General features: G+C 38.1%; 23 protein-coding genes. 8 read left to right on the top strand and 15 right to left on the bottom strand.

The genetic code is table 11. The features are described 5' to 3' along the window. Nucleotides 1-240: 240 nt before the first annotated feature. The 3 genes from QZ738_RS20025 to QZ738_RS20035 form a co-directional block, all read right to left on the bottom strand. The gene (locus QZ738_RS20025; protein WP_293789948.1) at nucleotides 241-456 is read right to left on the bottom strand and encodes a hypothetical protein; all 216 of its coding nucleotides are present in this window, start codon (nucleotides 454-456) and stop codon (nucleotides 241-243) included. A gap of 608 nt (nucleotides 457-1,064) precedes the next feature. Beyond that, on the bottom strand, nucleotides 1,065-1,442 hold the full coding sequence (locus QZ738_RS20030; RefSeq protein WP_293789950.1) for an SRPBCC domain-containing protein: 378 nt from the start codon (nucleotides 1,440-1,442) through the stop codon (nucleotides 1,065-1,067). 77 nt (nucleotides 1,443-1,519) lie between these two features. Beyond that, nucleotides 1,520-2,710, bottom strand: a complete 1,191-nt coding sequence (locus QZ738_RS20035) for an acyl-CoA dehydrogenase family protein (protein ID WP_293789952.1) — start codon at nucleotides 2,708-2,710, stop codon at nucleotides 1,520-1,522. Nucleotides 2,711-2,823: 113 nt separating this feature from the next. Here QZ738_RS20035 and folB point away from each other — a divergent pair, with 113 nt between their 5' ends. After that, nucleotides 2,824-3,192: a dihydroneopterin aldolase gene (folB, locus tag QZ738_RS20040; protein ID WP_293789954.1), complete on the top strand. Its 369-nt coding sequence runs from the start codon at nucleotides 2,824-2,826 to the stop codon at nucleotides 3,190-3,192. A gap of 1 nt (nucleotide 3,193) precedes the next feature. After that, nucleotides 3,194-4,597: an FAD-linked oxidase C-terminal domain-containing protein gene (locus tag QZ738_RS20045; RefSeq protein WP_293789956.1), complete on the top strand. Its 1,404-nt coding sequence runs from the start codon at nucleotides 3,194-3,196 to the stop codon at nucleotides 4,595-4,597. A 184-nt stretch (nucleotides 4,598-4,781) separates the two neighbouring features. On the opposite strand, the gene QZ738_RS20050 is transcribed toward QZ738_RS20045, so the two are convergent. Further along, nucleotides 4,782-5,273 (bottom strand): thioesterase family protein, encoded by a 492-nt coding sequence (locus tag QZ738_RS20050; RefSeq protein ID WP_293789958.1) that lies wholly within the window; start codon nucleotides 5,271-5,273, stop codon nucleotides 4,782-4,784. Nucleotides 5,274-5,349: 76 nt separating this feature from the next. On the opposite strand from QZ738_RS20050, the gene QZ738_RS20055 reads away from it, so the two are divergent. Both QZ738_RS20055 and QZ738_RS20060 read left to right on the top strand, forming a co-directional pair. Beyond that, a complete protein-coding gene (locus QZ738_RS20055) occupies nucleotides 5,350-5,784 on the top strand; it encodes an Hsp20/alpha crystallin family protein (protein ID WP_293789960.1) in 435 nt (144 codons plus the stop codon). A gap of 408 nt (nucleotides 5,785-6,192) precedes the next feature. Next, nucleotides 6,193-7,509 carry a nicotinamide mononucleotide adenylyltransferase gene (locus QZ738_RS20060; RefSeq protein WP_293789962.1) on the top strand — a complete coding sequence of 439 codons (1,317 nt, stop codon included), beginning with the start codon at nucleotides 6,193-6,195 and terminating at the stop codon, nucleotides 7,507-7,509. 6 nt (nucleotides 7,510-7,515) lie between these two features. On the opposite strand, the gene QZ738_RS20065 is transcribed toward QZ738_RS20060, so the two are convergent. The 4 genes from QZ738_RS20065 to QZ738_RS20080 all read right to left on the bottom strand — a co-directional run bounded on the left by QZ738_RS20065 (nucleotide 7,516) and on the right by QZ738_RS20080 (nucleotide 9,920). Then, nucleotides 7,516-7,794, bottom strand: coding sequence for a Txe/YoeB family addiction module toxin (locus tag QZ738_RS20065; RefSeq protein ID WP_293789964.1), 279 nt, complete (start codon nucleotides 7,792-7,794; stop codon nucleotides 7,516-7,518). Next, entirely contained in the window at nucleotides 7,776-7,985 is a 210-nt protein-coding gene (locus QZ738_RS20070) for a DUF2683 family protein (protein WP_293789966.1), read from the bottom strand. The genes QZ738_RS20065 and QZ738_RS20070 overlap by 19 nt, the downstream gene beginning before the upstream one ends. Before the next feature lie 92 nt (nucleotides 7,986-8,077). Further along, complete coding sequence (locus tag QZ738_RS20075) at nucleotides 8,078-9,094, bottom strand: LD-carboxypeptidase (RefSeq protein WP_293789968.1); 1,017 nt, start codon at nucleotides 9,092-9,094, stop codon at nucleotides 8,078-8,080. Between the two features lie 667 nt (nucleotides 9,095-9,761). Then, on the bottom strand, nucleotides 9,762-9,920 hold the full coding sequence (locus QZ738_RS20080; protein ID WP_293789970.1) for a hypothetical protein: 159 nt from the start codon (nucleotides 9,918-9,920) through the stop codon (nucleotides 9,762-9,764). A 333-nt stretch (nucleotides 9,921-10,253) separates the two neighbouring features. Between QZ738_RS20080 and QZ738_RS20085 the strand changes: the two genes are divergently transcribed. After that, nucleotides 10,254-11,552 carry a DEAD/DEAH box helicase gene (locus QZ738_RS20085; RefSeq protein WP_293789972.1) on the top strand — a complete coding sequence of 433 codons (1,299 nt, stop codon included), beginning with the start codon at nucleotides 10,254-10,256 and terminating at the stop codon, nucleotides 11,550-11,552. Nucleotides 11,553-11,768: 216 nt separating this feature from the next. On the opposite strand, the gene QZ738_RS20090 is transcribed toward QZ738_RS20085, so the two are convergent. The 3 genes from QZ738_RS20090 to QZ738_RS20100 all read right to left on the bottom strand — a co-directional run bounded on the left by QZ738_RS20090 (nucleotide 11,769) and on the right by QZ738_RS20100 (nucleotide 15,238). Continuing rightward, nucleotides 11,769-13,052, bottom strand: coding sequence for an OmpA family protein (locus QZ738_RS20090; RefSeq protein WP_293789974.1), 1,284 nt, complete (start codon nucleotides 13,050-13,052; stop codon nucleotides 11,769-11,771). 407 nt (nucleotides 13,053-13,459) lie between these two features. Further along, a complete protein-coding gene (locus QZ738_RS20095) occupies nucleotides 13,460-13,990 on the bottom strand; it encodes an RNA methyltransferase (protein ID WP_293789976.1) in 531 nt (176 codons plus the stop codon). 96 nt (nucleotides 13,991-14,086) lie between these two features. Continuing rightward, complete coding sequence (locus QZ738_RS20100; protein WP_293789978.1) at nucleotides 14,087-15,238, bottom strand: galactokinase; 1,152 nt, start codon at nucleotides 15,236-15,238, stop codon at nucleotides 14,087-14,089. 76 nt (nucleotides 15,239-15,314) lie between these two features. Between QZ738_RS20100 and QZ738_RS20105 the strand changes: the two genes are divergently transcribed. Both QZ738_RS20105 and QZ738_RS20110 read left to right on the top strand, forming a co-directional pair. Continuing rightward, nucleotides 15,315-16,364: an aldose epimerase family protein gene (locus QZ738_RS20105; RefSeq protein WP_293789980.1), complete on the top strand. Its 1,050-nt coding sequence runs from the start codon at nucleotides 15,315-15,317 to the stop codon at nucleotides 16,362-16,364. A 3-nt stretch (nucleotides 16,365-16,367) separates the two neighbouring features. After that, nucleotides 16,368-16,763: a DUF1398 family protein gene (locus QZ738_RS20110; protein ID WP_293789982.1), complete on the top strand. Its 396-nt coding sequence runs from the start codon at nucleotides 16,368-16,370 to the stop codon at nucleotides 16,761-16,763. Between the two features lie 183 nt (nucleotides 16,764-16,946). Here the strand turns inward: QZ738_RS20110 and QZ738_RS20115 are convergent, their stop codons facing one another. From QZ738_RS20115 to ribD, 4 genes are read right to left on the bottom strand one after another with little or no spacing between them, the layout of a single operon-like run. Next, nucleotides 16,947-17,807 (bottom strand): nucleoside phosphorylase, encoded by an 861-nt coding sequence (locus tag QZ738_RS20115; protein ID WP_293789984.1) that lies wholly within the window; start codon nucleotides 17,805-17,807, stop codon nucleotides 16,947-16,949. A 60-nt stretch (nucleotides 17,808-17,867) separates the two neighbouring features. Then, nucleotides 17,868-18,482: a YigZ family protein gene (locus tag QZ738_RS20120; protein WP_293789986.1), complete on the bottom strand. Its 615-nt coding sequence runs from the start codon at nucleotides 18,480-18,482 to the stop codon at nucleotides 17,868-17,870. After that, nucleotides 18,469-19,338, bottom strand: a complete 870-nt coding sequence (locus QZ738_RS20125) for a DMT family transporter (RefSeq protein ID WP_293789988.1) — start codon at nucleotides 19,336-19,338, stop codon at nucleotides 18,469-18,471. The genes QZ738_RS20120 and QZ738_RS20125 overlap by 14 nt, the downstream gene beginning before the upstream one ends. Further along, on the bottom strand, nucleotides 19,339-20,391 hold the full coding sequence (gene ribD, locus QZ738_RS20130; protein ID WP_293789990.1) for a bifunctional diaminohydroxyphosphoribosylaminopyrimidine deaminase/5-amino-6-(5-phosphoribosylamino)uracil reductase RibD: 1,053 nt from the start codon (nucleotides 20,389-20,391) through the stop codon (nucleotides 19,339-19,341). A gap of 44 nt (nucleotides 20,392-20,435) precedes the next feature. Between ribD and prmC the strand changes: the two genes are divergently transcribed. Continuing rightward, nucleotides 20,436-21,356, top strand: coding sequence for a peptide chain release factor N(5)-glutamine methyltransferase (gene prmC, locus QZ738_RS20135; protein WP_293789992.1), 921 nt, complete (start codon nucleotides 20,436-20,438; stop codon nucleotides 21,354-21,356). Nucleotides 21,357-21,600 lie beyond the last annotated feature (244 nt).

Below are 21,600 nucleotides of genomic sequence, written 5' to 3' on the forward strand. Positions count from 1 at the left end.
AGTTTTTGAATTGTGCTGAACTTTGTATCTTAGCCATAGTAAATTTCTTTCGCAATTAAATTTACTAAACAGCCGCTGCTTTTTAAAGCAACGGCTGTAATTTTTATACCCTTTTTAGTCAGCCCCATATTTTACCAAAAGCAAAACCCTGAAAAACAGGTACTTCAAACAAATACAGGGATCAACTCATCATGGATTATTAGCCTTCATTGAAATGATATAGCAAAGGGATTTTGAATATCATTTCCTATTTTTAGAAGTCACGAAAACGATCACACCTGCTATTAAAATAATACCTCCGGCATAAGGAGGCCAATTTACCGATTTTTCTTTATCTGCAGAGATTTGAATGGGACCTGCATCCACAACTTTTTCTTTTTTCGTATAAGAGAAACCAGTCCAGATGAGCATCGCAATGCCCACAACGATTAATATAATTCCTAATGTTCTGTTCATAATAATTGATTTTATTTATAGCAGAACAGCCATCTAATCGATATGTTTTGATTTGAATTTAAACCCCAAAGACATTTATTCGCAAATTTTATTTTCGGCTAATGCAGTTGAAAGTGTAAATCTTTTTACGATAAAACTGTAACTGAAATTCGATGCCGAAGAACTGTTAATCACTTTTTCCATATCTGCGGATTGGCCATATTTGAAACTGTTGGCCAACCCGGGAATTCTTACGATGAGAAGCCTGAAAGCGCGCCTGATATCAAGGTTGGGTCTTGCCCTGAAAATCATTCCGGTAGAGCGTCTGATTGTAAAAATTTTCTCCTGTTTGAAACGCCTGCGTTATCATAAAATTTTACCGTTGCAGATTTCATCCCTAAAATCAGGATATACCCCACTTTCGGGACTGCAAGCATTTCCCTAATTTATAAATTTAAAATCTGTATTTCCATTAAAAGATGTGCAATGGAAGTCTCCATCTGACATGGCAGATAGCCCATATTATTTCCAGGAAAAGCCGGAGTAATACATGTTATGCAAGAACTTAATAAAATAATCAATGGCAGAAAGAAAAGGAGAGGATTAATCGGAGTTTTCTAGCTATGGTTTTATTCTTCAAAGAAATCAATCAATCCGCCCAAAAAATATTCCTGAATGCCTTCCGTAAAATCTTTATAGTCCTCATCAGGAATATTGGTTTGCCGAAATTCAAGAGAAGTTCCTTTCTTATCTTCGTGCAGTTTAATGGTTACGATAGAAGGTTCATTTTCTTCTCCAAAATACCATTGTTGCACAACCTGCTTCCCATAAATGAACTCAATATTTTTACCGGTAATATCGCCATCCCAAAAAGAAAACTCCGTTCCGGGTACTTCCTCAAACTCCACTTCGGCACCGGTCCATAGTTTTATACTGATGTCTTTAGTTAACGCTAAATAAACTTCTTCGGGTGGGGCAGGTATATAGGTATATTTTTTAAAGTCCATAGATATTTTTTTGATTTAAAGCGCAAAGCTACGGTTGTAATTTAAAAATAAGGATCGTTAAAGGTTAAAAATCAAAATTATTTAAAAGCGTTCAATCCGGTCACATCCATCCCTGTAATTAATAAATGGATATCGTGTGTACCTTCATAAGTAACCACAGATTCTAAATTCATCATGTGTCTCATGATGGAGTATTCGCCGGTAATCCCCATTCCACCAAGCATTTGCCGTGCGTTGCGTGCAATATCAAGCGCAATTTCCACACTGTTTCGTTTGGCCATTGATATTTGTTCGGCCGTAGCCCTGTTTTCGCTCTTTAGTACGCCCAAACGCCAAACCAATAGTTGACCTTTCGTAATTTCGGTTACCATTTCGGCCAGTTTTTTTTGCTGCAGCTGAAAACCACCGATGGGTTTACCAAACTGCATGCGCTCTTTAGCGTAACGCAAGGCGGTATCGTAACAGTCCATGGCTGCTCCCAAAGCGCCCCAGGCAATGCCATAACGCGCCTGATTCAAGCAACCCAAGGGCCCCTTTAAGCCGCTGATTTCAGGAAAAACATTCTCCTTTGGCACTTTAACATGATCAAAAACAAGCTCACCGGTCGCTGATGCACGTAAACTCCATTTATGATGCGTTTCAGGAGTAGAAAACCCTTCCATGCCGCGTTCTACCACCATACCCCTGATTTTGCCTGATTCGTCTTTTGCCCAAACTACAGCTATATCCGCAAATGGAGCATTGCTGATCCACATTTTTGCTCCGTTTAAAATATAATGGCTTCCGGCATCTTTAATGTTCGTTACCATACCACCCGGATTGGAACCGTGATCCGGTTCTGTTAAACCAAAACAGCCCATTATTTCACCGCTGGCTAATTTGGGAAGATATTTTTTGCGTTGATCCTCAGTTCCGTAAGCATAAATAGGATACATCACCAAGGAACCCTGAACAGATGCGGTGGAGCGGATGCCTGAATCGCCACGTTCGATTTCCTGCATCAAAATCCCATAAGCCGTATAATCTAGCCCCGCACCACCGTACTCAACAGGAATGGTAGGTCCGAAAGCCCCGATATCAGCCAGGCCTTTTATTAAATGTTTTGGAAATTCTGCTTTTTGAGCATAGTCCTCAATAATTGGGCTCAATTCTTTTTTCACCCAATCTCTGGCCGTAGCACGGATTAATTTGTGCTCATCGGTTAACAATTCATCCAATAAATAATAGTCTGGGGCCTCGTACAGGTCTTTTTTTACTGATTTGCTCATGTGATCTCGTATTATCTGGTTAAGAAACCGCGTTCATTTCAAAGGTAACAATTTACCGCAACGGGCATTAAATTCATGAATAAAAATTTAATTTTACAGCTTAAAGAACATAAATGAGCCATTTCAAACAGACCGTAGCTTTAAAAGATGTAAAATGTTTTGCTTTGCATGGGTATTACGCTGAAGAACAATTAACCGGAAATCATTTCATTATTGATTTAACTACTGAATTCACGCCCGTAGGTTTCGAAGATGACTTGGCAAAAACGGTTAATTACGAAGATTTGAATAGCATTATTAATGCAGAAATGAAAAATACCCAGAAACTTTTAGAGACCGTTTTGAATAATATCATCTCAAAGGTGATTGACAAGTATCCTTTTGTGGAAAAACTTGAGGTGAGCATCAAAAAACTTAATCCACCCATGCCCGGACAGATCGGCCACTCTTTTGTTAAACTTAGTTATTCAGCAACCAATTAAAATGAATTTTACCCCTATAAATACTGAAATATTAGCAGAAATCACCTCGGCCATCGGTGCCGATAAAGTTTTTACAGATACTGAAATTCTGGAAAACTATAGTCATGACGAGACCGAAGATTTACGCTACCAGCCAGAGGTGGTAGTAAAACCCACTACACCAGAAGAAATTTCAGCATTATTTAAAATATGTAATGCCTATCATGTTCCCGTTACGCCCCGCGGAGGCGGTACAGGCTTAAGTGGCGCGGCTTTGCCAATTTACGGCGGTGTTTCCTTATCAATGGAAAAATTTAAGGCCATTCTGGATATTGACACCGAAAACTTGCAGGCAACTGTTGAGCCTGGAGTAATTACTGAAGAATTTATTAATGCTGTGGCTGAAAAAGGCCTGTTGTACCCGGTTGATCCCAGCAGTAAAGGATCTTGTTTCATTGGTGGCAATGTAGCTCACGGTTCCGGCGGACCAAGAGTGGTAAAATATGGCACCATCAGGGAATATATTTTAAATCTGGAGGTGGTTTTACCTAATGGCGATATCATCTGGACAGGTGCAAATACGTTGAAGTATGCTTCAGGATATAATTTAACCCAGCTGATGATCGGCTCGGAAGGTACCTTAGGGGTAGTAACCAAAATTGTCACCAAGCTTTTGCCCAAACCAAATCAATCGGTTTTGATGATGGGTTCTTTCGGTACAAACGAAGATGCCTGTGCCGCGGTTTCAGCAATTTTCAGGGCTGGCGTAACACCATCAGCATTAGAGTTTATGGAGCGGAAAGGAGTGGAGTGGGTAATTAAATTCGATGATATCAAATTTGATCTGAAGGACGATGTGGCTGCTTTACTGATGATTGAGTTTGATGGTGATGACCTGGATGATATTTTTAAAAATTGCGAAAAAACCAACATCGTTTTAGAAGAACACCATTGTACGGAAGTTTTATTTGCAGATACCGCTGCTCAAAAAGAGGAATTGTGGCGAATGCGCAGGACTATGGCCGAATCGGTTAAATCTAACTCGGTTTACAAGGAGGAAGATACCGTTGTGCCGCGTGCGGCCTTACCAAAACTCATTAATGGCATTAAAGAGATTGGTACCAGATATGGCTTTGAAAGTGTTTGTTACGGACATGCAGGCGACGGAAACCTCCATGTAAATATTATCAAAGCCGGCATGAGTGACGAGGACTGGAAAAATAAACTCAAGTCGGGTATTGCTGAAATATTTGAACTCACTACTGCTTTAGGAGGCACACTTTCGGGAGAGCATGGCATTGGGCTGGTTCAAAAAGAATTTATGCCGATAAAGTACTCAGCAATTCACCTTAATTTAATGAGGGGCATTAAAAACGTTTTCGATCCTAATGGAATATTAAATCCGGGAAAGATCATGCCAGATTAATTTATACGCCGCGATGAGCTTGTTTCAGGGTTTTACTCCTAATTGGTTGGTAAGACGCTGAAACAAATCAGGCAGCTATCGGATCAGCGTGAAGACTCCTACTGTCTGTAGAGTCATGCAAACGTCTTTACAGATTTATAATAAAACGAAGTTTATATCTGTGTAGAAAAGTCGGGTAAGATAACTAGTGATTACGCAGCTGTTCAAAACCAATCATTTTCTGTTTTTCTTCTTCAGGAATCGCGGTGGATTTGCCTGTGGTAAAATCTATAGCTATACAAACTGTTTTTCCTTTGCTGCAAATTACCTCTTCACTTCCCGTTAACTTTACAATCTGGTACTCCAGATCAAAGCTGGTATTACCGATCCTTGATGTTTTTACATAAATGGCAATTTTATCATTCATGACGATCGGTAAAATATAATCCAGTTCTGCATGTGCAATTACAATCCCGGTCTTTTTCCAATCCCATTTGATAATTTCTTCCCAATATTTAGTTCTGGCGATCTCCAGATAGGTAAAATAAACAGAATTGTTTACGTGTCCCATCATATCAAAATCAATGAAGCGCAGATGGATATTCGTTTTATAGTTGAACTTGTCTGAAAAAGCTTTAATGTCTGTCAATTTGTCTTTTGATTTCGATTTATTTTGCCAAAATGTCTTAAAAATCATAAATATTTGGATTGGTATATAAGTTGATTAAGATGAATTATCAATTTAAAAATTAAAAAAATAAAGAATAAGCGATATGACACTTGTAAATTTTAACAACAGAACCCGCAACACAGCCCCTTATTTTAACAATGTTTTTGATTCATTGTTTAGCGATGCCGTAAGTAAAAACAAAATGGTTGATAAATCGCCAAACGTGAACATCTATGAAAATGAAGCCGCATATGTAATTGAGTTGGCTGCACCGGGATTGAAAAAAGAAGACTTTCAGATCAACTTAAAAAAAGACACGCTTTCTGTTTGGGCAGAAGTTAAAAAGGACGAAAATCAGGTGGCTAAAGATTTTACACGTAAAGAATTTGATTACAGCTCGTTTGCCAGATCATTTAATTTGCCTGATACTGCCGATGGCGACAATATTACCGCTGAATATAAAGATGGTATCTTATCCATCAACATCAGCAAAAAAGACACTGCAAAATTACAACACAGAGAAATTGTAGTATCGTAATAAAATATTCTCAGTAGAGGATTTTTCATAGTAGTTTCGTTTTTCAAAGATTTTGAGGCATGTATCGGTAGGGTTGGAGGTAAAGAGATTAACAACTGATTCAGGTTTCCTAATCATTTGAGTTTTAGATTTAGGTTTAGGTTTTATAAGGTTAATGCCGGATAGCATTAACCTTATTTTTTTAAGACGAGTCGTCATTTCGACCGAAGTGCCGGCCTGTGCGGACAGGCCGGCCCGTACAGGCGGGGAGAAATCTATATAATCTAATAAAGAGGAGATATGTCCATTCTCCTACAGTTCACTTAAAATGACGCGACCTGAAGGCCGTGGAGTCATTTAAGTATTTAGATTGATTTTAAGTTGCACACTTAAAATTAGCTTAACCTCAATTTTTCGTATTTTCGCGACATGGAAAGAGAAATTCTGGATACGAAACGCAAAGCACTCAAAATTAATCTTGACCCAAGAATTTACGGCACTTTTGCTGAAATCGGTGCAGGGCAAGAAGTTTCAAGAAATTTTTTCAACGCCGGGGCCGCATCCGGAACAGTGGCCAAAACCATGTCGGCCTACGATATGACTTTTAGTGATGCCATTTACGGAGCGGAAGCAAATGGACGTTACGTTAGCCAGAACAGACTTTTACAAATGCTCGACCATGAATTTGGATTACTTAATGAGCGACTATCAGGCGAAAAATATGAGAGTCGTACCTTTTTTGCTTTTGCCGATACCGTAACCACCCTCAATTACAAACGTACAAACGAACCCCATGGTTGGGTTGGCATCAGGTTCCAAAATGAACCGGGAGGTTTCCCTAACGAAATATTCTTTCATGTGCGTTTGTTGGATACGGACGTAAATATGCAGCAGCGCGTACTTGGTATCATTGGTGTGAACTTACTTTACGCCGCTTTTTATTATTATAAGGATCCTAAAATAATGGTAGAATCACTGGCTGATAATTTAACCATTGGATCAGTAGAAATTGATTTGATTTCTGTTAAAGGGCCGGCATTCCCGGGGGTAGATAACATCTTACTTAATCTTTACATGATTATGAAGGATTTTTCAGCCGCTGCCATTTTCGATGCTGATGCACATCCGCGACAAGCAAAGGATCTTTTGTACAAAAAGGACATCATGATTTTACGGACCAAATATGGCCAAAAATCGTTGCCTAACTTTAACCTTTTCAATAAAGCTACCGAGCAGTTTAAACGCACCAATAAAGTAGAGGAGGGAAATCTTGCGGTAATGATTGAAGTTCTGGCAACCAATGTGTTAACAGATGCACAGGAAACACCCGATGATATCGATTTAGAGGCGGTGGCCAAACGCACCCAGGAAATGTGCGACACTGGAAACACGGTGATCGTTTCGAATTTTACCCGTCATAACCGCCTTGCCAAATACCTGGCCAGGTGTAAACCAAAAAGTGTTGGCTTAGCTACAAACATCAACAACTTAAAATTTGTGTTCAATGCAAAAAACTTTAGTGGCGAAAATTACTCCGGACAATTGTTGAGTTATGTAAATGATATGTTCAATACCAACGTGCGGTTATTTGCTTATCCTTTTCTAGACAGAAAAACCAATCAGGTGATTACAACAGGGAATATGCCGATTACACCGGAAGCTAAACCACTTTTCGATTTTCTCTTAATTAATGGCTATATTACTGATATCAAGGACTATAGCGAGGACGAAGTGAAAACGGCTTAGCATTCACTAGTCGTTGTAATGACCTAATGCTGATATTACGGTAACAGTTACGATATTTTCTTCTATTTTATAAATCAACCTATCTTTACGATTTATCTGCCTTGACCAAAAACCAGATAAATCAAATTTCAATCTTTCAGGTTTTCCAATTCCTATTTCGGGATGTTCAGATAATTCAATAAAAATCTGATTTATTCTTTTAATTGAGGCTCTATCTCCAGATTTGTATTGTATCGCTAGCTCTTTTTTAGCTTGTTTTTCAACCTCTACAAAATACTTTCCCATATATTTTTAGGATCTTTAATTCTGGTCGTGTTGCCCTTTTCAGCGCTTACTGCCCTAGACTTTATTTTAGCGACAAATTCAGGATCATACGGACTTTCCTCTTCTTTCTGAAAAGATACATCTAAAGCTGTTAGAATAGCCTCGATTGCGGCTTCTTGCTTTTTATTTTTAGGATGTGCGATGATAGTCATAACCAATAATTTATAGTCAAAAATACGAAATTATTTTGACAGTGATTAGTCGCTAAAATAAAAGCCACGGACTTAGCAGTATGATAATACGATTAAATCGTTCTCAACGCCGAACCATTTTCATTTACGATAAAAACATGCTTCACACCACATTTAAGCGCAAAATTATTGCGCTGGTGCCCCACAGGAAAATCGAATGCGACAGGGTAATTGTATTCTTTTACTTTTTCGAGTACAATATCATAAATGTTTTTGCCAAACTCTTCGCCAACGTCATCCGGTTTTACTTTAAAACCACCCACAATGAGTCCTTTCAGGCTTTTAAGCTTTCCGCTACGTTTTAAATTCCACAACATTCTATCAATGCTGTACAGGTACTCGCCCGTATCTTCAATAAATAAAATTTTATCTGAAGTATCTAAATCTGATGGGCTGCCGGCAAGTGTTTCTATAATACTGAGGTTACCGCCAACCAATATCGCATCCGTTTTCCCAAAGCGGTTATTGCTGTTGATCGGAGCAGTATAAACCAATTCTTCGCCAATCAAAGCATTTTTTATCGAGATGATGGTCTCTATCTGTATAGGCTCAGCTTTGGCCCAATCATCAGGAAAACTATTGCACATTTTAGCATGTATGGAGGCAATGCCAAAATTTCTGGCCAGGTGACAATGCAGCACAGTAATATCGCTGAAGCCTATAATCCATTTTGGGTTTCGTTTAAAAGCTGAAAAATCAAGTTGATCGATAATACGTACAAAACCATAACCGCCGCGAGCACACATAATGGCTTTAATATCAGGATTATCTAACATTTGCTGAAAATCAGCCAACCGTTCTTCATCCGTTCCGCCATAGGTAAAATCACGTTTACCAATAGTTTCACCAATTTTTATATTAAAACCCCAGCTTTCCATTTGCAAAACTGAAGGCCGGATCTGTTCTGGTGTAATGTATCCCGCCGGACTACTAATCCCAATGGTATCGCCAGGTTTTAGATAGGGAGGGATTTTAAAAGCTGAACTTTCGTGTTCAATTGCTAAAGCTTTAAGAGCCGGAAGCATAGTGGTGGCCGCAATAAAGGAAGAAAGGAAATGTTTTCTATTCATCTAAACAGGGTAGTGGAATTGGTATGCTAATATAATATTTAAAATTATAGCATAAAATAAAAGGGATTTATATCCATAAATCCCTTTTTAAACCAAACAAATTAATCTGTAAAAGATTAGTATAATGTGAATTATATAGGTAACCACATTTGAAATAAAATGTTTTGAAATTTTAAAAATATTTGTCGATTTGAACAATCCGTAAAATCTATCAAATCAGGTATTTTACAGGTCTAACGGTTTGATTCCTTCCTAAATAATTTTAAACCACTATAACTGCTCTATAGCCCTGATGGCAACGGAAATCCTTTTTGGCAAAGTCTTGTTTATCTTTTCCTTAATTTTCCAAAAAGATTGCAGTGAACAGCAGGACCGAACCTCTACCAGTAGCACTGAAACTGCGCTTCTAAAAATAATAAAAGTACGCTAATTTGATCGAGATCCTTCGTTGCGCGGAGAGTAACAGCATCTAATAAAAAGTAAGGCTATCCATCGCGGATAGCCTTTGCTAACAACAAAACAAATATAAGATAACCAAATCGTACCTGATTGAGCAGAATCAGGATAAAGTGCTATGAGATACACTTCGCGGCCTAGTAATGGATTCGAACCATTATAAAGAGTTTATGAAACTCCAACCTTCCTATCGGTCAACTGGCCTTATTGTTTATAATTGTTTTAAGGTTAAATAATCCCTCAACTCCAAAATCTGTTCTTTACTTAACTTATCTTCATCCTTGGTTTCTGATTTCTCAACATCTGGTCGTAATGGATAAATCAATGAAGGATATTCATCTATAGCAGGGTATTGAAAATAAATGGACATAGTCTTCGTGTTTAATTGCTCAAAAGCGTTGTTTATATTTAAAACTTAAGCAAAGATATAAATAAGTATATAATTCCTATAGAATTAGTAGTCATTTTTAAAAAATTTACTTTAATTAATTGAATTATAGAAATTTAAAATTATTTTACCCTATTTTATTACTGAAAGAAATATTACTTAGACAACTTGTTATCGTTTTCCCGCAAACCAATTGTGTTCTACATAGCCATTATCACAGTGTAAATTTAATATCGTTTTTAACGCTTTAAATTCAATTTCATAAAAGCTAATTATTTTAAGGATATTTGTAGCTTAAACATTAAAATAGTAACTGTGTCTTTAGATAAATTAAAACTGAGCAAACCACTTGTAGCAGCTATGACTGATGCCGGATTTTTAACGCCAAAAGAAATCCAGGCTAGAACAATGTCGCGCATTCTGGGTGGTCAGGATGTGATAGCGGTGGGACCGGAGGGCGCTGGAAAAACAACTACTTATGTTTTAGCTACTTTGATGAAGTTAAAATACGCCTTCGAGGAAGCGCCAAGAGCATTGGTTTTAGTACCGGATATTGAGCATGTAGATCATGTTCTGGAACAATTTAAGCTATTGAACCGTAACAATACCTTCAGAATTTTAGGGATAGACAGCCGGGGCACCATTGAAAATCAAATGAACGAGGTGACCGACGGCTGTGATATTATTGTAGCTGTACCCGATCGTGCAAGGGCTTTATATTTAAAACTTGCGCTAAACACCAATAAAATACAATTATTTATCGTAGATAATGCCGAGCTTATCGTGAAAAAGGGATTGCAATTACCTGTGGTAGAATTAGCGAACAGTGCCTACAAATCTCAGCACATCGTATTTACAGAGGTGCTGCATGATAAACTTAAACACATGATAGCCCCGTTTATGAAAGATTCTGCTGCAACCATTGAGGTAGATGAGATCGGTGAAAAGCAGGCAGAAGTTTACCAGCAAATGCTTTATCAGGTACCGAATTTCAGGACGAAGCTAAATTTATTAACCTTGTTATTGGATGATGCTGAAGTTTTTGATAAAGTCATAGTTTTCGTCAATACCCGTTTAACCGCACAAACCGTTTACAAAAACTTTAACCGGAATAAGGAAGGCGAGATCAGCATTTACCGCCCCTTGTTTTTTGATGATAAGGGATACGATGATATTGATGACTTTAAAGACAATCCAGAGGCCAGAATTTTAATCGTAGCCAATGAGAATTCAGGCGAAATCAATATTGAAGGGATTCCTTTTATTTTTCACTTCGAACTGCCTGAGCAAAAGGAAACCTTAATTAAACGTATTGTAAAACATGGTGATGAAGATGTAGTAGCCATCACTTTTTCTACAGATATTGAATTGATTGAAGTAAAAAAAATCGAGCAGGCTATTGGACAGAAACTGGAAGTAATGGAGTTGCCTGAAGGTTTAAAGGTGGTTGATGCCGCTGATAAACCAAAGAAAAAGAAAGGTGCTGAAGAAGATGAAGCTTCTGAGCGTGGGGCTGCATTTCACGAAAAGAAAGCTAGCAACCTAAAAAACTACAATTATAGTGCTGGTGCTAAGGCTAAAATGACCTATAAGAACAAAAAAGGGTTGTCTTAATTTGGTATATGAACTTCCGTCTCTAACATACGTTAAATAATCAATCTTTACGACGGTAGGAGATCGAAACGCTATTTCTGTACTCCACTGAAAAGATTGCAGACTAGAACATGATAGATCCTGAAACAAGTTCAGGATGACGAAAAAAAGTAAACTAAATCAAAAAGCTCCTCAGACATTAATCTGAGGAGCTTTTTAGTTAACCGTTATTTACGATTAGTATAAAGTAAATTCTACACGACGGTTTTGTTGACGGCCAGCTGCAGTTTTATTGGTTGCAATTGGTTGGTCAGGTCCGTAACCAGTAGCTTCAATTCTGGATGCATTTGCACCTTGAGATACTAAATAAGCTTTTACTGATTCAGCTCTTTCTTTAGATAAACGTAAGTTTAACTCTCTGCTACCAGTATTATCAGTATGGCCAGCTAACTTCAAGCTAAAGTTTTTATCAACCAATAAACCAGCAACGCGATTTAAAGTTGCATATGATTTAGAACGGATGGTTGATTTACCTAAATCGAACTCCAGGTTAGAAATTGCATCTCTAACTACTTTACGGTCTTCTTCGGTAATTACTTTAGTTTCTTTAATGATTTCGCGTTGTACTTTGATTGGGCAACCAGAACCATCAACAACTGTACCTGATGGCGTTCCAGGGCATTTATCAAATTTGTTTGCTACACCGTCGTTATCATCATCGCCCAGGTCTTTAGCATATTGCTCTCTGTCGCGTTGTGCATTTTGCTCAGCTGTTGATAAAGCTCTTCTTAACTCAGCACTTTCTTCAGCACTTTGTTTACGTAAATCGGCAACAGCACTATAGTTTTGTAACTGAGAGTTTTCTTTGTTTCCTAATGCAAACTCTAAACCTGCATGTGCATAAGAGAATCTGCTTTCATTATAAGCGCTTTTAACTGTCGGAGAAGATTTGATAAAGTTAATGTCGTAACCTAAATCGATGTTAATTCCTTTGGCTACACCAAGTTTAAATCCAACACCAGTAGGGATGAACCATCCTTCTCTATCTGTGAACGCCTGTGTTGAGGCCACTTCCGAATCAGAAGACATATAACCGGCACCCGCTTTAACATAAGGAATTAAAACTGCATTCTCCGTATTCAGACTGAAGTTGGCAATATTTAAAACAGCCGTTAATGAACCAGACCAGTTGATACTGTTCTTTTGCTCGATAGTGCTGGTTTGGTTTAGGGTTTTAATCTCACCGCGTAAAAAATCAGCCTGTAAGCCTAATGCAGGTAAAATTTGTTTCTTAACAAACGCTCCGTAGCCAATGCTTTTAAACTCCTCAGCTTTAACGCTTCCGCCACCTAAAAACGTATTCTGACTTAGGATACCACCATGGGCACCGATACTCCACGTTCTTAACGATTGCTTACCAAACCTTCCCGGAGGGGGAGGTGGTACGTCCTGTGCAAATAATTGTGATGATAATCCTAGTAGGGCAACCAACATTGTTGATTTAGTAATTCTCCTATTCATGTTTTCTATTTTTTAAATAATTAGTGTCTTAACAGTTTTTTAATCATACTGTTTGTAACCAAATAAGAAAAAATCTTGCCAAATACGCTATTTGAACGACAAACAACATATTATCAATAGGTTAGAAGATGAAATTTATTTCACAAAAAAGTTACGTAACAATGAATACCCCCAGAAAACTGTACACAATACTATACAAAAATGAATATTTTCAAAAGTGATGATGTTAATTTAATTTACTAACTACATTTTATGATGTTGGCAAATCTTTTGGGAAAGTACCGTATTAACGCATTCTTTTTATTGCGTAATGTGTTTATCAAATTAGCTATAATGGCGTTACCTTATCAATTGATATGATTTTGAATATCTGTATTCATAAGATGCTTTGAGGTAAGCTGGTTACATTAAAGCTTCAGTTTAGCAAAAAAATCCCAGAATACAATCCCGGCAGAAATGACGATGTTAAATGAGTGTTTGGTACCAAACTGCGGAATTTCGATGCATTCATCAATTTTAGCCATTACTTCATCACTCACACCGTCAACCTCATTCCCGAATATCAAAGCATATTTTTTATTGTGATCGGGATTAAAAGTATTGAGCATGGTGCTGTTTTCGGCTTGCTCAATAGCCACTATCTCATACCCCAGGTTACGCAAGGTATCAACAGCTTGCAGTGTATCCGTATAATGAATCCAATCAACCGATTGTGTGGCACCTAATGCCGTTTTTTCGATTTCGCGATGGGGTGGTTGAGCCGTAATACCACAAAGTATCACCTTTTCAAGTGCAAAACCATCTGCGGTACGGAATATAGAACCTACATTATGCATACTCCTTACATTATCTAAAACCACCACGACTGGTAATTTTTCCTGTGTCTTGAACGCCTCAATATCCGGACGGTTTAACTCGTCTAATTTTAATTTTCTCATTATTTTTCAAAGTGATTTCACAGATGGAAAGATCACACAGATCGGATTTAATATCGGATCTGGATTTACATGTCATGCATCTTGTGGCAATTGTTTTTATAAGCTAGATGGTCCGCCACCAATTTGACTAATATAAATCGCGGCAGGATAACCTATTTTATCTAGATAGTAATCGGTTAAGTGTTTAGCGAAATCTTCTTCGTAACCCTTCTCTAACAAAGCAATGGCACAGCCGCCGAAGCCGGCCCCCGTCATACGGGCACCAATTACATGTTGATAACCTGAACAAAAATCTACTACAGTATCTAACTCTTTTCCGCTTACTTCATATAACGTTTTTAAAGACTGATGGGAAGCATACATCAGTCGGCCAAATGTTGTTAAATCCTGGCTATTTAATGCTTTAGCTGCTAAATGAACCCGGTCGTTTTCCTTAATCACATGTGTAGCGCGGTTTAACACGGTTTCATCACTTATTAAATGACTATGCAAAGCAAACTTTTCTGCATTAAGCTCGCAAAGATAGTTAAGCGTAATTTCCTGGTTTAACAGTTTCAGGGCGGTTTGGCATTCTGCAACACGCTCATTGTATTTTGAATCTGCCAATTCGCGGGGTTTATTGGTATTGATGATGGCCAGGACATAATTGCCCAGATTAACATCCACCATTTTATATTTCAATGTTTCGCAATCTAAGACAATGGCTTTATCTTTTTCTCCGAAGGTAACCGCAAATTGGTCCATGATACCCGAATTTAAGCCAATAAAATCATTCTCAACACGTTTTGCGATTTTAACAAGCGCTAATTTATCGTAACCCAGATTATAATAGGTATTCAGCGCAAAAGCAGTGGCAATTTCAATTGAAGCGGAAGAGGATAGACCAGATCCGATTGGGATATTCCCATAAAAAAGAAAATCTAAACCGCTGATTTCCTTACCGTCTTTTATAAATTCATTAATAACCCCTATAGGATAATTCGCCCAGATCGTACCATCTTTTTCGTTTACTATGTTGCTGGCTACTGCTGTTTCAATATCAAAATTTAAACTTTTTAATCTGAATTGACCGTCGTTGTTTGGAGCAATGGCTACCCAGGTTCCTAAAGAGATGGCGCAGGGCATAACCAAACCGCCATTGTAATCGATATGTTCTCCAATCAGGTTGACCCGCCCAGGCGTGAAATAAATGGCTTCGGGGTTTTTATGGTATTGCTCGGCAAATTTTTCCTGTAGGTTAATGTTCATTGGGCTAAATTATGTTTATAAAAAGCATTAATAATGGTATGTTTGCTTTGAAAACAAAAGCCCTAAGTTACAATTTATGAGCGTTAAGCAAATACCCACCGGAAAAATTATTGATGGCGAAGAAGTTACCGCAATCGAACTTACCAATAGCAAAGGCACCTACGTCAAAATATTTAATTATGGTGCTATTATCAATAAATTTATAGTGAAGAATGCCAAAGGTGAGCAGCAGGATATTGTTCTGGGCTTCGATACATTTGAAGGATACCTTAATCCGGACTACCTGGAAAAATATCCATATCTGGGAGCTATAATTGGCCGATATGCCAATCGCATAAAAGATGGAAGATTTAGTATTGAGGGCGAAACTTATCAATTGGCGCAAAATGCAGGTACGAATACGCTACATGGTGGGTTAGTAGGCTTTGATAAGAAGGTTTGGGACATTATTGACATCAATGATGGACCTCAGCCTTCGGTTACCCTGCAATACGAAAGCGTGGCAGGAGAAGAGGGTTTTCCCGGAAACTTGATAGTTGATCTAACTTTCGAACTCACCGAAAATGATGAGTTGATTTTAAGTTATGAAGCAGAGACAGATCAGGCTACCGCTATCAACTTAACACACCATGGTTACTTTAACCTGGCTCCTGAGGGTGGAAATGTTAAAAATCATCAACAGCAGATCTTTGCTTCAAACTATCTGGAGCAGGACGAAAATTATTCGGCAACGGGCAATTTAATCCCTGTTAAAGGCACACCTTTGGATTTTAAAAAACCAAAAGCCATAGGGCAGGATTGGAACGGAGATGAAGGTTATGATCAAACATTCGTTCTGGATAAAATTTATGGCGATTTATCACTGGCCAGCAAAACAATTGATGACGAAAGCGGTTTAATGTTAAGCGTTTACACTACTGAACCGGTAGCGCATTTTTATACCGCAAAATATCTAGCGGTAAAGAATGGAAAGGGTGGCAAAGATTATACTGGTTTTGATGCGTTTTGTATAGAAACCCAACATCATCCAAACGCGATTAATATCCCTGAATTTCCAAGTACCCTATTAAAACCGGAAGAGCTGTACACCCAAACCACAATTTACAAAGTCTCATTAACTAAATAACTTATGTTTACTATTGAAGATATCCAGGCGGCAGCGTCAAAAGTTAAGTCAGGTTCAGATTTTCCACATTTCATTAAAAATATAAAGGACCTGGGGGTTAAGCGAAATGATGTTTACGTAAGCAATGGCTTGTCTGTTTATTTTGATGATGAAGATCATGCGCAGCAAATAAGTCCGGAAGAATACCCGGCTTTAATCATCAATGAGGAATCATCTTCAGATAAGTTGAAACATGCCTTAAAAATACACCAGCAGGGAGAAACTGATTATTTTACATTTAGCAAGCAGGCTGCCGATGCCGGTGTAGAAAAATGGGTTACAGATTTGGACGAGATGACCTGTACCTATCTGGATGCCGAAGGAAATGAACTGGTAAAGGAAACTATTCCTACGGTTTAAAAAATATTAAATAATAGTGCCCGAAATTTCGGGCCTTTTTTATGATGTTGGGATTGCTACTTAAATTCTTTTTAATCCATCATCATCTCGATAGGAGTGAAACGTAGTGGAGAGATCTTTTCAAAGAGTCTATTTTTAAGAACTTCATCCATACTAAAATTTTTGATGCATCTGTCTTGCCTATTAAACCCGCTCCAATACCATTTTTATAGCCTGTTCTACTATTTTATTCGGTTCCTTACTAAATTCGAATTTTACCCTGCTGGCCAAAATAGCGTTAACAGAAAGCGCTTTATGGCCCAACACTTTGGCCAAAGCGTAAATCCCCGCAGTTTCCATTTCCAGATTGGTAATACGGTGCTGATTGCTCTTAAAACTGTTTATTAAGCCAATAAAGTCCGGAACGGCATTTTTTGCCCTCACAATTCTACCTTGTGGGGCGTAAAAACCTGGCGCAGTAATCGTGATGCCATGAACCATATCTTTGCCAATAGTATTTAAAAGACCACTGTCAGCAGCAGTTAGGTAAGGATTGATGTTGTTGAGTTGACTAAAATGTTTTTTAACCTCATCCAGCAACAATTGTTCATCAGCAGAAAGTTGCTGAAGATAATAACTCATTAAAGCATCCATTCCTAACCCGTATGAGGAAGCCAAAATGGTTCCCATCGGAATATCTGGTTGTACAGCACCTGAGGTACCCACCCGGATAATATTCAATGATGTAAGCGATTTTTTAATTTCGCGGGTTTCAAAATCAATATTAACAAGTGCATCCAGCTCATTAAAAACGATATCGATGTTATCTGTTCCAATCCCTGTTGAGACTACGGTAATGCGCTTTTTGCCTGAATAGCCCGTGTGCGTAATAAATTCCCGTTTTCCTTTTTTTAATTCTATTCTATCAAAGTACTTACTTACCTCGTCAACGCGGTCCGGATCACCAACGGTAATGATGGTGTCGGCAATATCTCCGGGCAAAAGATTGAGGTGGTATATACTCCCGTCAGGATTAATGATTAGATCGCTTTCTGATATTTTCATGTTTGCTTATTTTGCGTTCGCTGTACTTTTCGCAAAGGATTAAACTGACTATGATTATAATTAAATTGTGTAAAGATATTTTAATTTAACACCTTCAATCTTCTCAAATTTACTTAAAACCTGGTTAAGTTGCGCCTTTCTGACTTCAAATTTCAAAATACAATCGATATCGAACTGCTGCCCCAAAACCTGCAGGTTTTCTTCCTTACTCAACTTCATTACGTCATTCATCTGGGGGTATTGAAAATGGGCTTCATAAACATCATTAACTGTCTTGCTTATCATCTTCGAAGCTTTAATAGCCTCTATACTAGCATTTTTATAGGCATTAATTAAACCTGGGACCCCTAATAATGTACCACCAAAGTAACGTACCACTACGATGAGTATATTGGTCAAATCTTCAGATAGCAAACAGTTCAATATTGGTCGGCCCGCTGTTCCCGAAGGCTCACCGTCATCGTTTACCCTAAAAACAGACCGATCAGGCGTTAAACGGTAGGCATAACAAAAATGATTGGCCTTGACATTTGCAGATCGCAGGTTCATTACAATCGGTTTTACTTCATCCTCACTGCGAATGGGATAGGCATAAGCAATAAATTTGCTTCCTTTATCTCGAAAGACACCTTCTGAAGTACTTTCGATTGTTTTATAAGCATCATCGAACAGCATGTTGTGATAAAGTAATGAAGATAACAGCCGCAACGGCTAAAATTATTCCTGCGTAATTTAACCTGCTCAGCTTTTCTTTAAATACAATAACGCCAATACAGGTGCCTGCAATAATTACTCCTAAATTCATGGCTGCAAAAACGGTCGAAGGATTGTTTGCCAGGGCTTTGTGCGCTTTCATGTAAAACAGGATATTTCCGAAATTGAATAAGCCGAGAATAAATCCACAAACCACATTTATCACTTGTAGTTCTATCTTACCAGCCATCAACATAACCATAACCAATAGTAACGAAACAATAAAAGCAAGACCAAAAACGATAAAAAGTGAAGTGGTGTATGGCAGATCCTTATACAGCGCAATTTGTTTAAAAAGCACATCAATAACGCCAAAACCCACAAATACCATGATAGGATAGATCAGACTTTCCTTCCCCGCGCTCTGGTGATTGGATTTTCGGAGGAAAGTTAACACAATCGCTGCAAAGCCTACTACCAAACCAACAATTTTTAGGTGATTGAAATCCTCCCGAAATATAAAATAGGCAGCCAGTATAGGGATGAATAGCGATAAACGTTGGGCAATATCGGTTTTTACAATGCCAAGTTTTTTAACTGAAGCAGCCAAAAATAAAAATATCGAGGGTAGTAGAACTGCGAGTGCAATATAAATAGGCCATGGAGCTGCAGCCGAAATCAATTTTACATCAGGCTTAAAAAAAAGAAAACATAAACTTAAGGCAATAAAATAATTGACCGTGACCGCTTGAATAACACTGATCTGATACCGTTTCGCGAGCTTCAATAAAACAGCTACCGTAACACTGCAGCAAATGCTTAAAATAATGTAAATCATTTATTTGATGTCGTTTAGATAGATAGATAGCTTGTCATTGCCAATTTGTACGGTTTCCTGTAAGTTTCCATTAATACTTGGGGAAGAAACTCCATCGATCCAGCTGGTAGACGACGTAAAGATACGTGCTTCATCCCACAGATTCGTATTTAAAAATTGATTTAAAATATTGGCACCACCTTCAATAATTACCGATTGTATATCCATCAGGTAAAGCTGAAAAGCAATTTTTTGCGCCAAATAGAAATGCATATCTTCCATCTGGATATAATGGATATGATCAACCACATCGGTTTTAATTTCATTAAAAATGATGGTTTTAGCTTCAGTATTGAAAATGTGATTCGATAACGGCACCTGCAGGTTTTTATCGATCACTAAACGTATGGGGTTTTTGCCAGGCCATTCGCGCGAAGTTAATTGCGGATTATCCATTATCGCGGTCTGTTTACCAATCAGGATGGCATCCTCTTCGCTCCGCCACTGGTGAGCCAAACGTTTGGCCAGTGCGCCACTGATCCACTTCTGGTGACCATCTTTTGTGGCAAAGTAACCATTGGCGGTTTCTGCCCATTTCAAGATAATATATGGTCTTTGTTTCTGTATTCTGGTAAAAAATCTTCTGTTAAAATATCGGCATTTGTCATCCAGAATCCCGCTTACTACTTCAACACCTGCGTTTTTGAGTTTTGCGATACCTTTGCCATCAACACCTGAAAAAGGATCCCTATTGCCAATTACTACTTTCTTTAACTGATGTTTTACCAATAAATCTGCACAGGGAGGTGTTTTCCCAAAATGGGCGCAAGGCTCCAGATTAACGTATGCAGTAGCTTGTCTCAATAAGCTTTCAGCCTCATTGCCATATGTATCAAATACAGCTTTAACAGCATTGGGCTCGGCATGTGCCTCTCCATATTTCTGATGATAACCTTCGCCAATAATTTTACCGTCTGCAACAATCACACAGCCGACCATTGGATTAGGGCTAACATGTCCCGAAGCTAAAGCCGCCAGATCCAGACATCGATTAATATAAAATTCATCGCTCATTAGCGCAAAAGTAGTAAAAAAAGAGTCATGGCCTTATCAAAAGAATGTGGTTATCATCTCAAATCAGTAATTTTGTAAATATGACGATAGGTGAATTAGCGGAACATTATGTAATGGAACTTGAGCCGCTTTACGATAGTAATGAAGCGAGAACACTCTTTAATATGGCTGCCGAAAAGGTTTTAACTATATCTTCAGGTGAGCTGATCATGCAAAAAGATCTTGACATCAGCTTTATCGATCTTCAAAAACTGTTGAGCATCCTAAACGATTTACAGATCGGAAAACCAATTCAGCACATTTTAGCGGAAGCCCATTTTTACGGCTTGGTTTTTAATGTAGATGAAAATGTACTGATACCAAGGCCTGAAACAGAGGAATTGGTAGATTGGATTATTTCAGTTTGCAGTAAGCAGTTTGCAGTTGACAGTCTGACATCGCCAGAAAGGCTGACTATACTGGATATTGGAACCGGATCCGGTTGCATCCCGATAACATTAAAAAAACACTTGCCAAATGCGAAAGTATCTACCTTGGATGTTTCTCCTGAAGCCATTGCTGTAGCCAGACAAAATGCTATTCAGATCGGCACTGAAATCAATTTTACAGTAGCCGATATTTTAACTTTTACATCTGAAGAAAAGTTTGACATCATCGTGAGTAATCCGCCTTACATCAGGGATTTGGAGAAAAAAGATATGCATAATAATGTATTGCTACACGAACCACATCTGGCATTATTTGTAAGCGACGAGGACCCTTTGCTATTTTATAACGCTATTGCGGATTTTGCAAAAACAAACTTAAAACCAAATGGGCAACTTTACTTTGAGATCAACGAATATTTAGGCAAAGAAACCATTGAAATGTTGATCGGTAAAAGCTTTGTTGATATAGAGTTAAGACAAGATATGCAGGGAAAAGATAGAATGGTAAGAGCAGCGCTTTCGCGGGAATTGAAATAGATCATTATTGATAAATTATTACTGCTTTCCATTTAATGACGATATAAATGGAATTCGATGATATATGTTAATGAAATAAAATTCTTGAAATCTGTCATCCTGAGGGATAATTTATTGTATAAAAATCAATATAGATGACGTAACTAATTACTTATGCCATACAGCCCAGTCTTGCCTCGGCTTACCGCCGCCGAATGGCTCTTACTTTTTGGCATCAAAAAGTAACAAAAAATGCCGGCTGAAA

Origin of the sequence: uncultured Pedobacter sp., from assembly GCF_913776295.1 — a bacterium.
Taxonomy (GTDB): Bacteria; Bacteroidota; Bacteroidia; order Sphingobacteriales; family Sphingobacteriaceae; genus Pedobacter.

Excerpts from the sequence above, each read along its gene's own strand:
- QZ738_RS20025 (WP_293789948.1), bottom strand. The coding sequence starts at position 456 with ATGAACAGAACATTAGGAATTATATTAATCGTTGTGGGCATTGCGATG.
- QZ738_RS20030 (WP_293789950.1), bottom strand. The coding sequence starts at position 1,442 with ATGGACTTTAAAAAATATACCTATATACCTGCCCCACCCGAAGAAGTT.
- QZ738_RS20035 (WP_293789952.1), bottom strand. The coding sequence starts at position 2,710 with ATGAGCAAATCAGTAAAAAAAGACCTGTACGAGGCCCCAGACTATTAT.
- folB (WP_293789954.1), top strand. The coding sequence starts at position 2,824 with ATGAGCCATTTCAAACAGACCGTAGCTTTAAAAGATGTAAAATGTTTT.
- QZ738_RS20045 (WP_293789956.1), top strand. The coding sequence starts at position 3,194 with ATGAATTTTACCCCTATAAATACTGAAATATTAGCAGAAATCACCTCG.
- QZ738_RS20050 (WP_293789958.1), bottom strand. The coding sequence starts at position 5,273 with ATGATTTTTAAGACATTTTGGCAAAATAAATCGAAATCAAAAGACAAA.
- QZ738_RS20055 (WP_293789960.1), top strand. The coding sequence starts at position 5,350 with ATGACACTTGTAAATTTTAACAACAGAACCCGCAACACAGCCCCTTAT.
- QZ738_RS20060 (WP_293789962.1), top strand. The coding sequence starts at position 6,193 with ATGGAAAGAGAAATTCTGGATACGAAACGCAAAGCACTCAAAATTAAT.
- QZ738_RS20065 (WP_293789964.1), bottom strand. The coding sequence starts at position 7,794 with ATGGGAAAGTATTTTGTAGAGGTTGAAAAACAAGCTAAAAAAGAGCTA.
- QZ738_RS20070 (WP_293789966.1), bottom strand. The coding sequence starts at position 7,985 with ATGACTATCATCGCACATCCTAAAAATAAAAAGCAAGAAGCCGCAATC.
- QZ738_RS20075 (WP_293789968.1), bottom strand. The coding sequence starts at position 9,094 with ATGAATAGAAAACATTTCCTTTCTTCCTTTATTGCGGCCACCACTATG.
- QZ738_RS20080 (WP_293789970.1), bottom strand. The coding sequence starts at position 9,920 with ATGTCCATTTATTTTCAATACCCTGCTATAGATGAATATCCTTCATTG.
- QZ738_RS20090 (WP_293789974.1), bottom strand. The coding sequence starts at position 13,052 with ATGAATAGGAGAATTACTAAATCAACAATGTTGGTTGCCCTACTAGGA.
- QZ738_RS20095 (WP_293789976.1), bottom strand. The coding sequence starts at position 13,990 with ATGAGAAAATTAAAATTAGACGAGTTAAACCGTCCGGATATTGAGGCG.
- QZ738_RS20100 (WP_293789978.1), bottom strand. The coding sequence starts at position 15,238 with ATGAACATTAACCTACAGGAAAAATTTGCCGAGCAATACCATAAAAAC.
- QZ738_RS20105 (WP_293789980.1), top strand. The coding sequence starts at position 15,315 with ATGAGCGTTAAGCAAATACCCACCGGAAAAATTATTGATGGCGAAGAA.
- QZ738_RS20110 (WP_293789982.1), top strand. The coding sequence starts at position 16,368 with ATGTTTACTATTGAAGATATCCAGGCGGCAGCGTCAAAAGTTAAGTCA.
- QZ738_RS20115 (WP_293789984.1), bottom strand. The coding sequence starts at position 17,807 with ATGAAAATATCAGAAAGCGATCTAATCATTAATCCTGACGGGAGTATA.
- QZ738_RS20120 (WP_293789986.1), bottom strand. The coding sequence starts at position 18,482 with ATGCTGTTCGATGATGCTTATAAAACAATCGAAAGTACTTCAGAAGGT.
- QZ738_RS20125 (WP_293789988.1), bottom strand. The coding sequence starts at position 19,338 with ATGATTTACATTATTTTAAGCATTTGCTGCAGTGTTACGGTAGCTGTT.
- ribD (WP_293789990.1), bottom strand. The coding sequence starts at position 20,391 with ATGAGCGATGAATTTTATATTAATCGATGTCTGGATCTGGCGGCTTTA.
- prmC (WP_293789992.1), top strand. The coding sequence starts at position 20,436 with ATGTGGTTATCATCTCAAATCAGTAATTTTGTAAATATGACGATAGGT.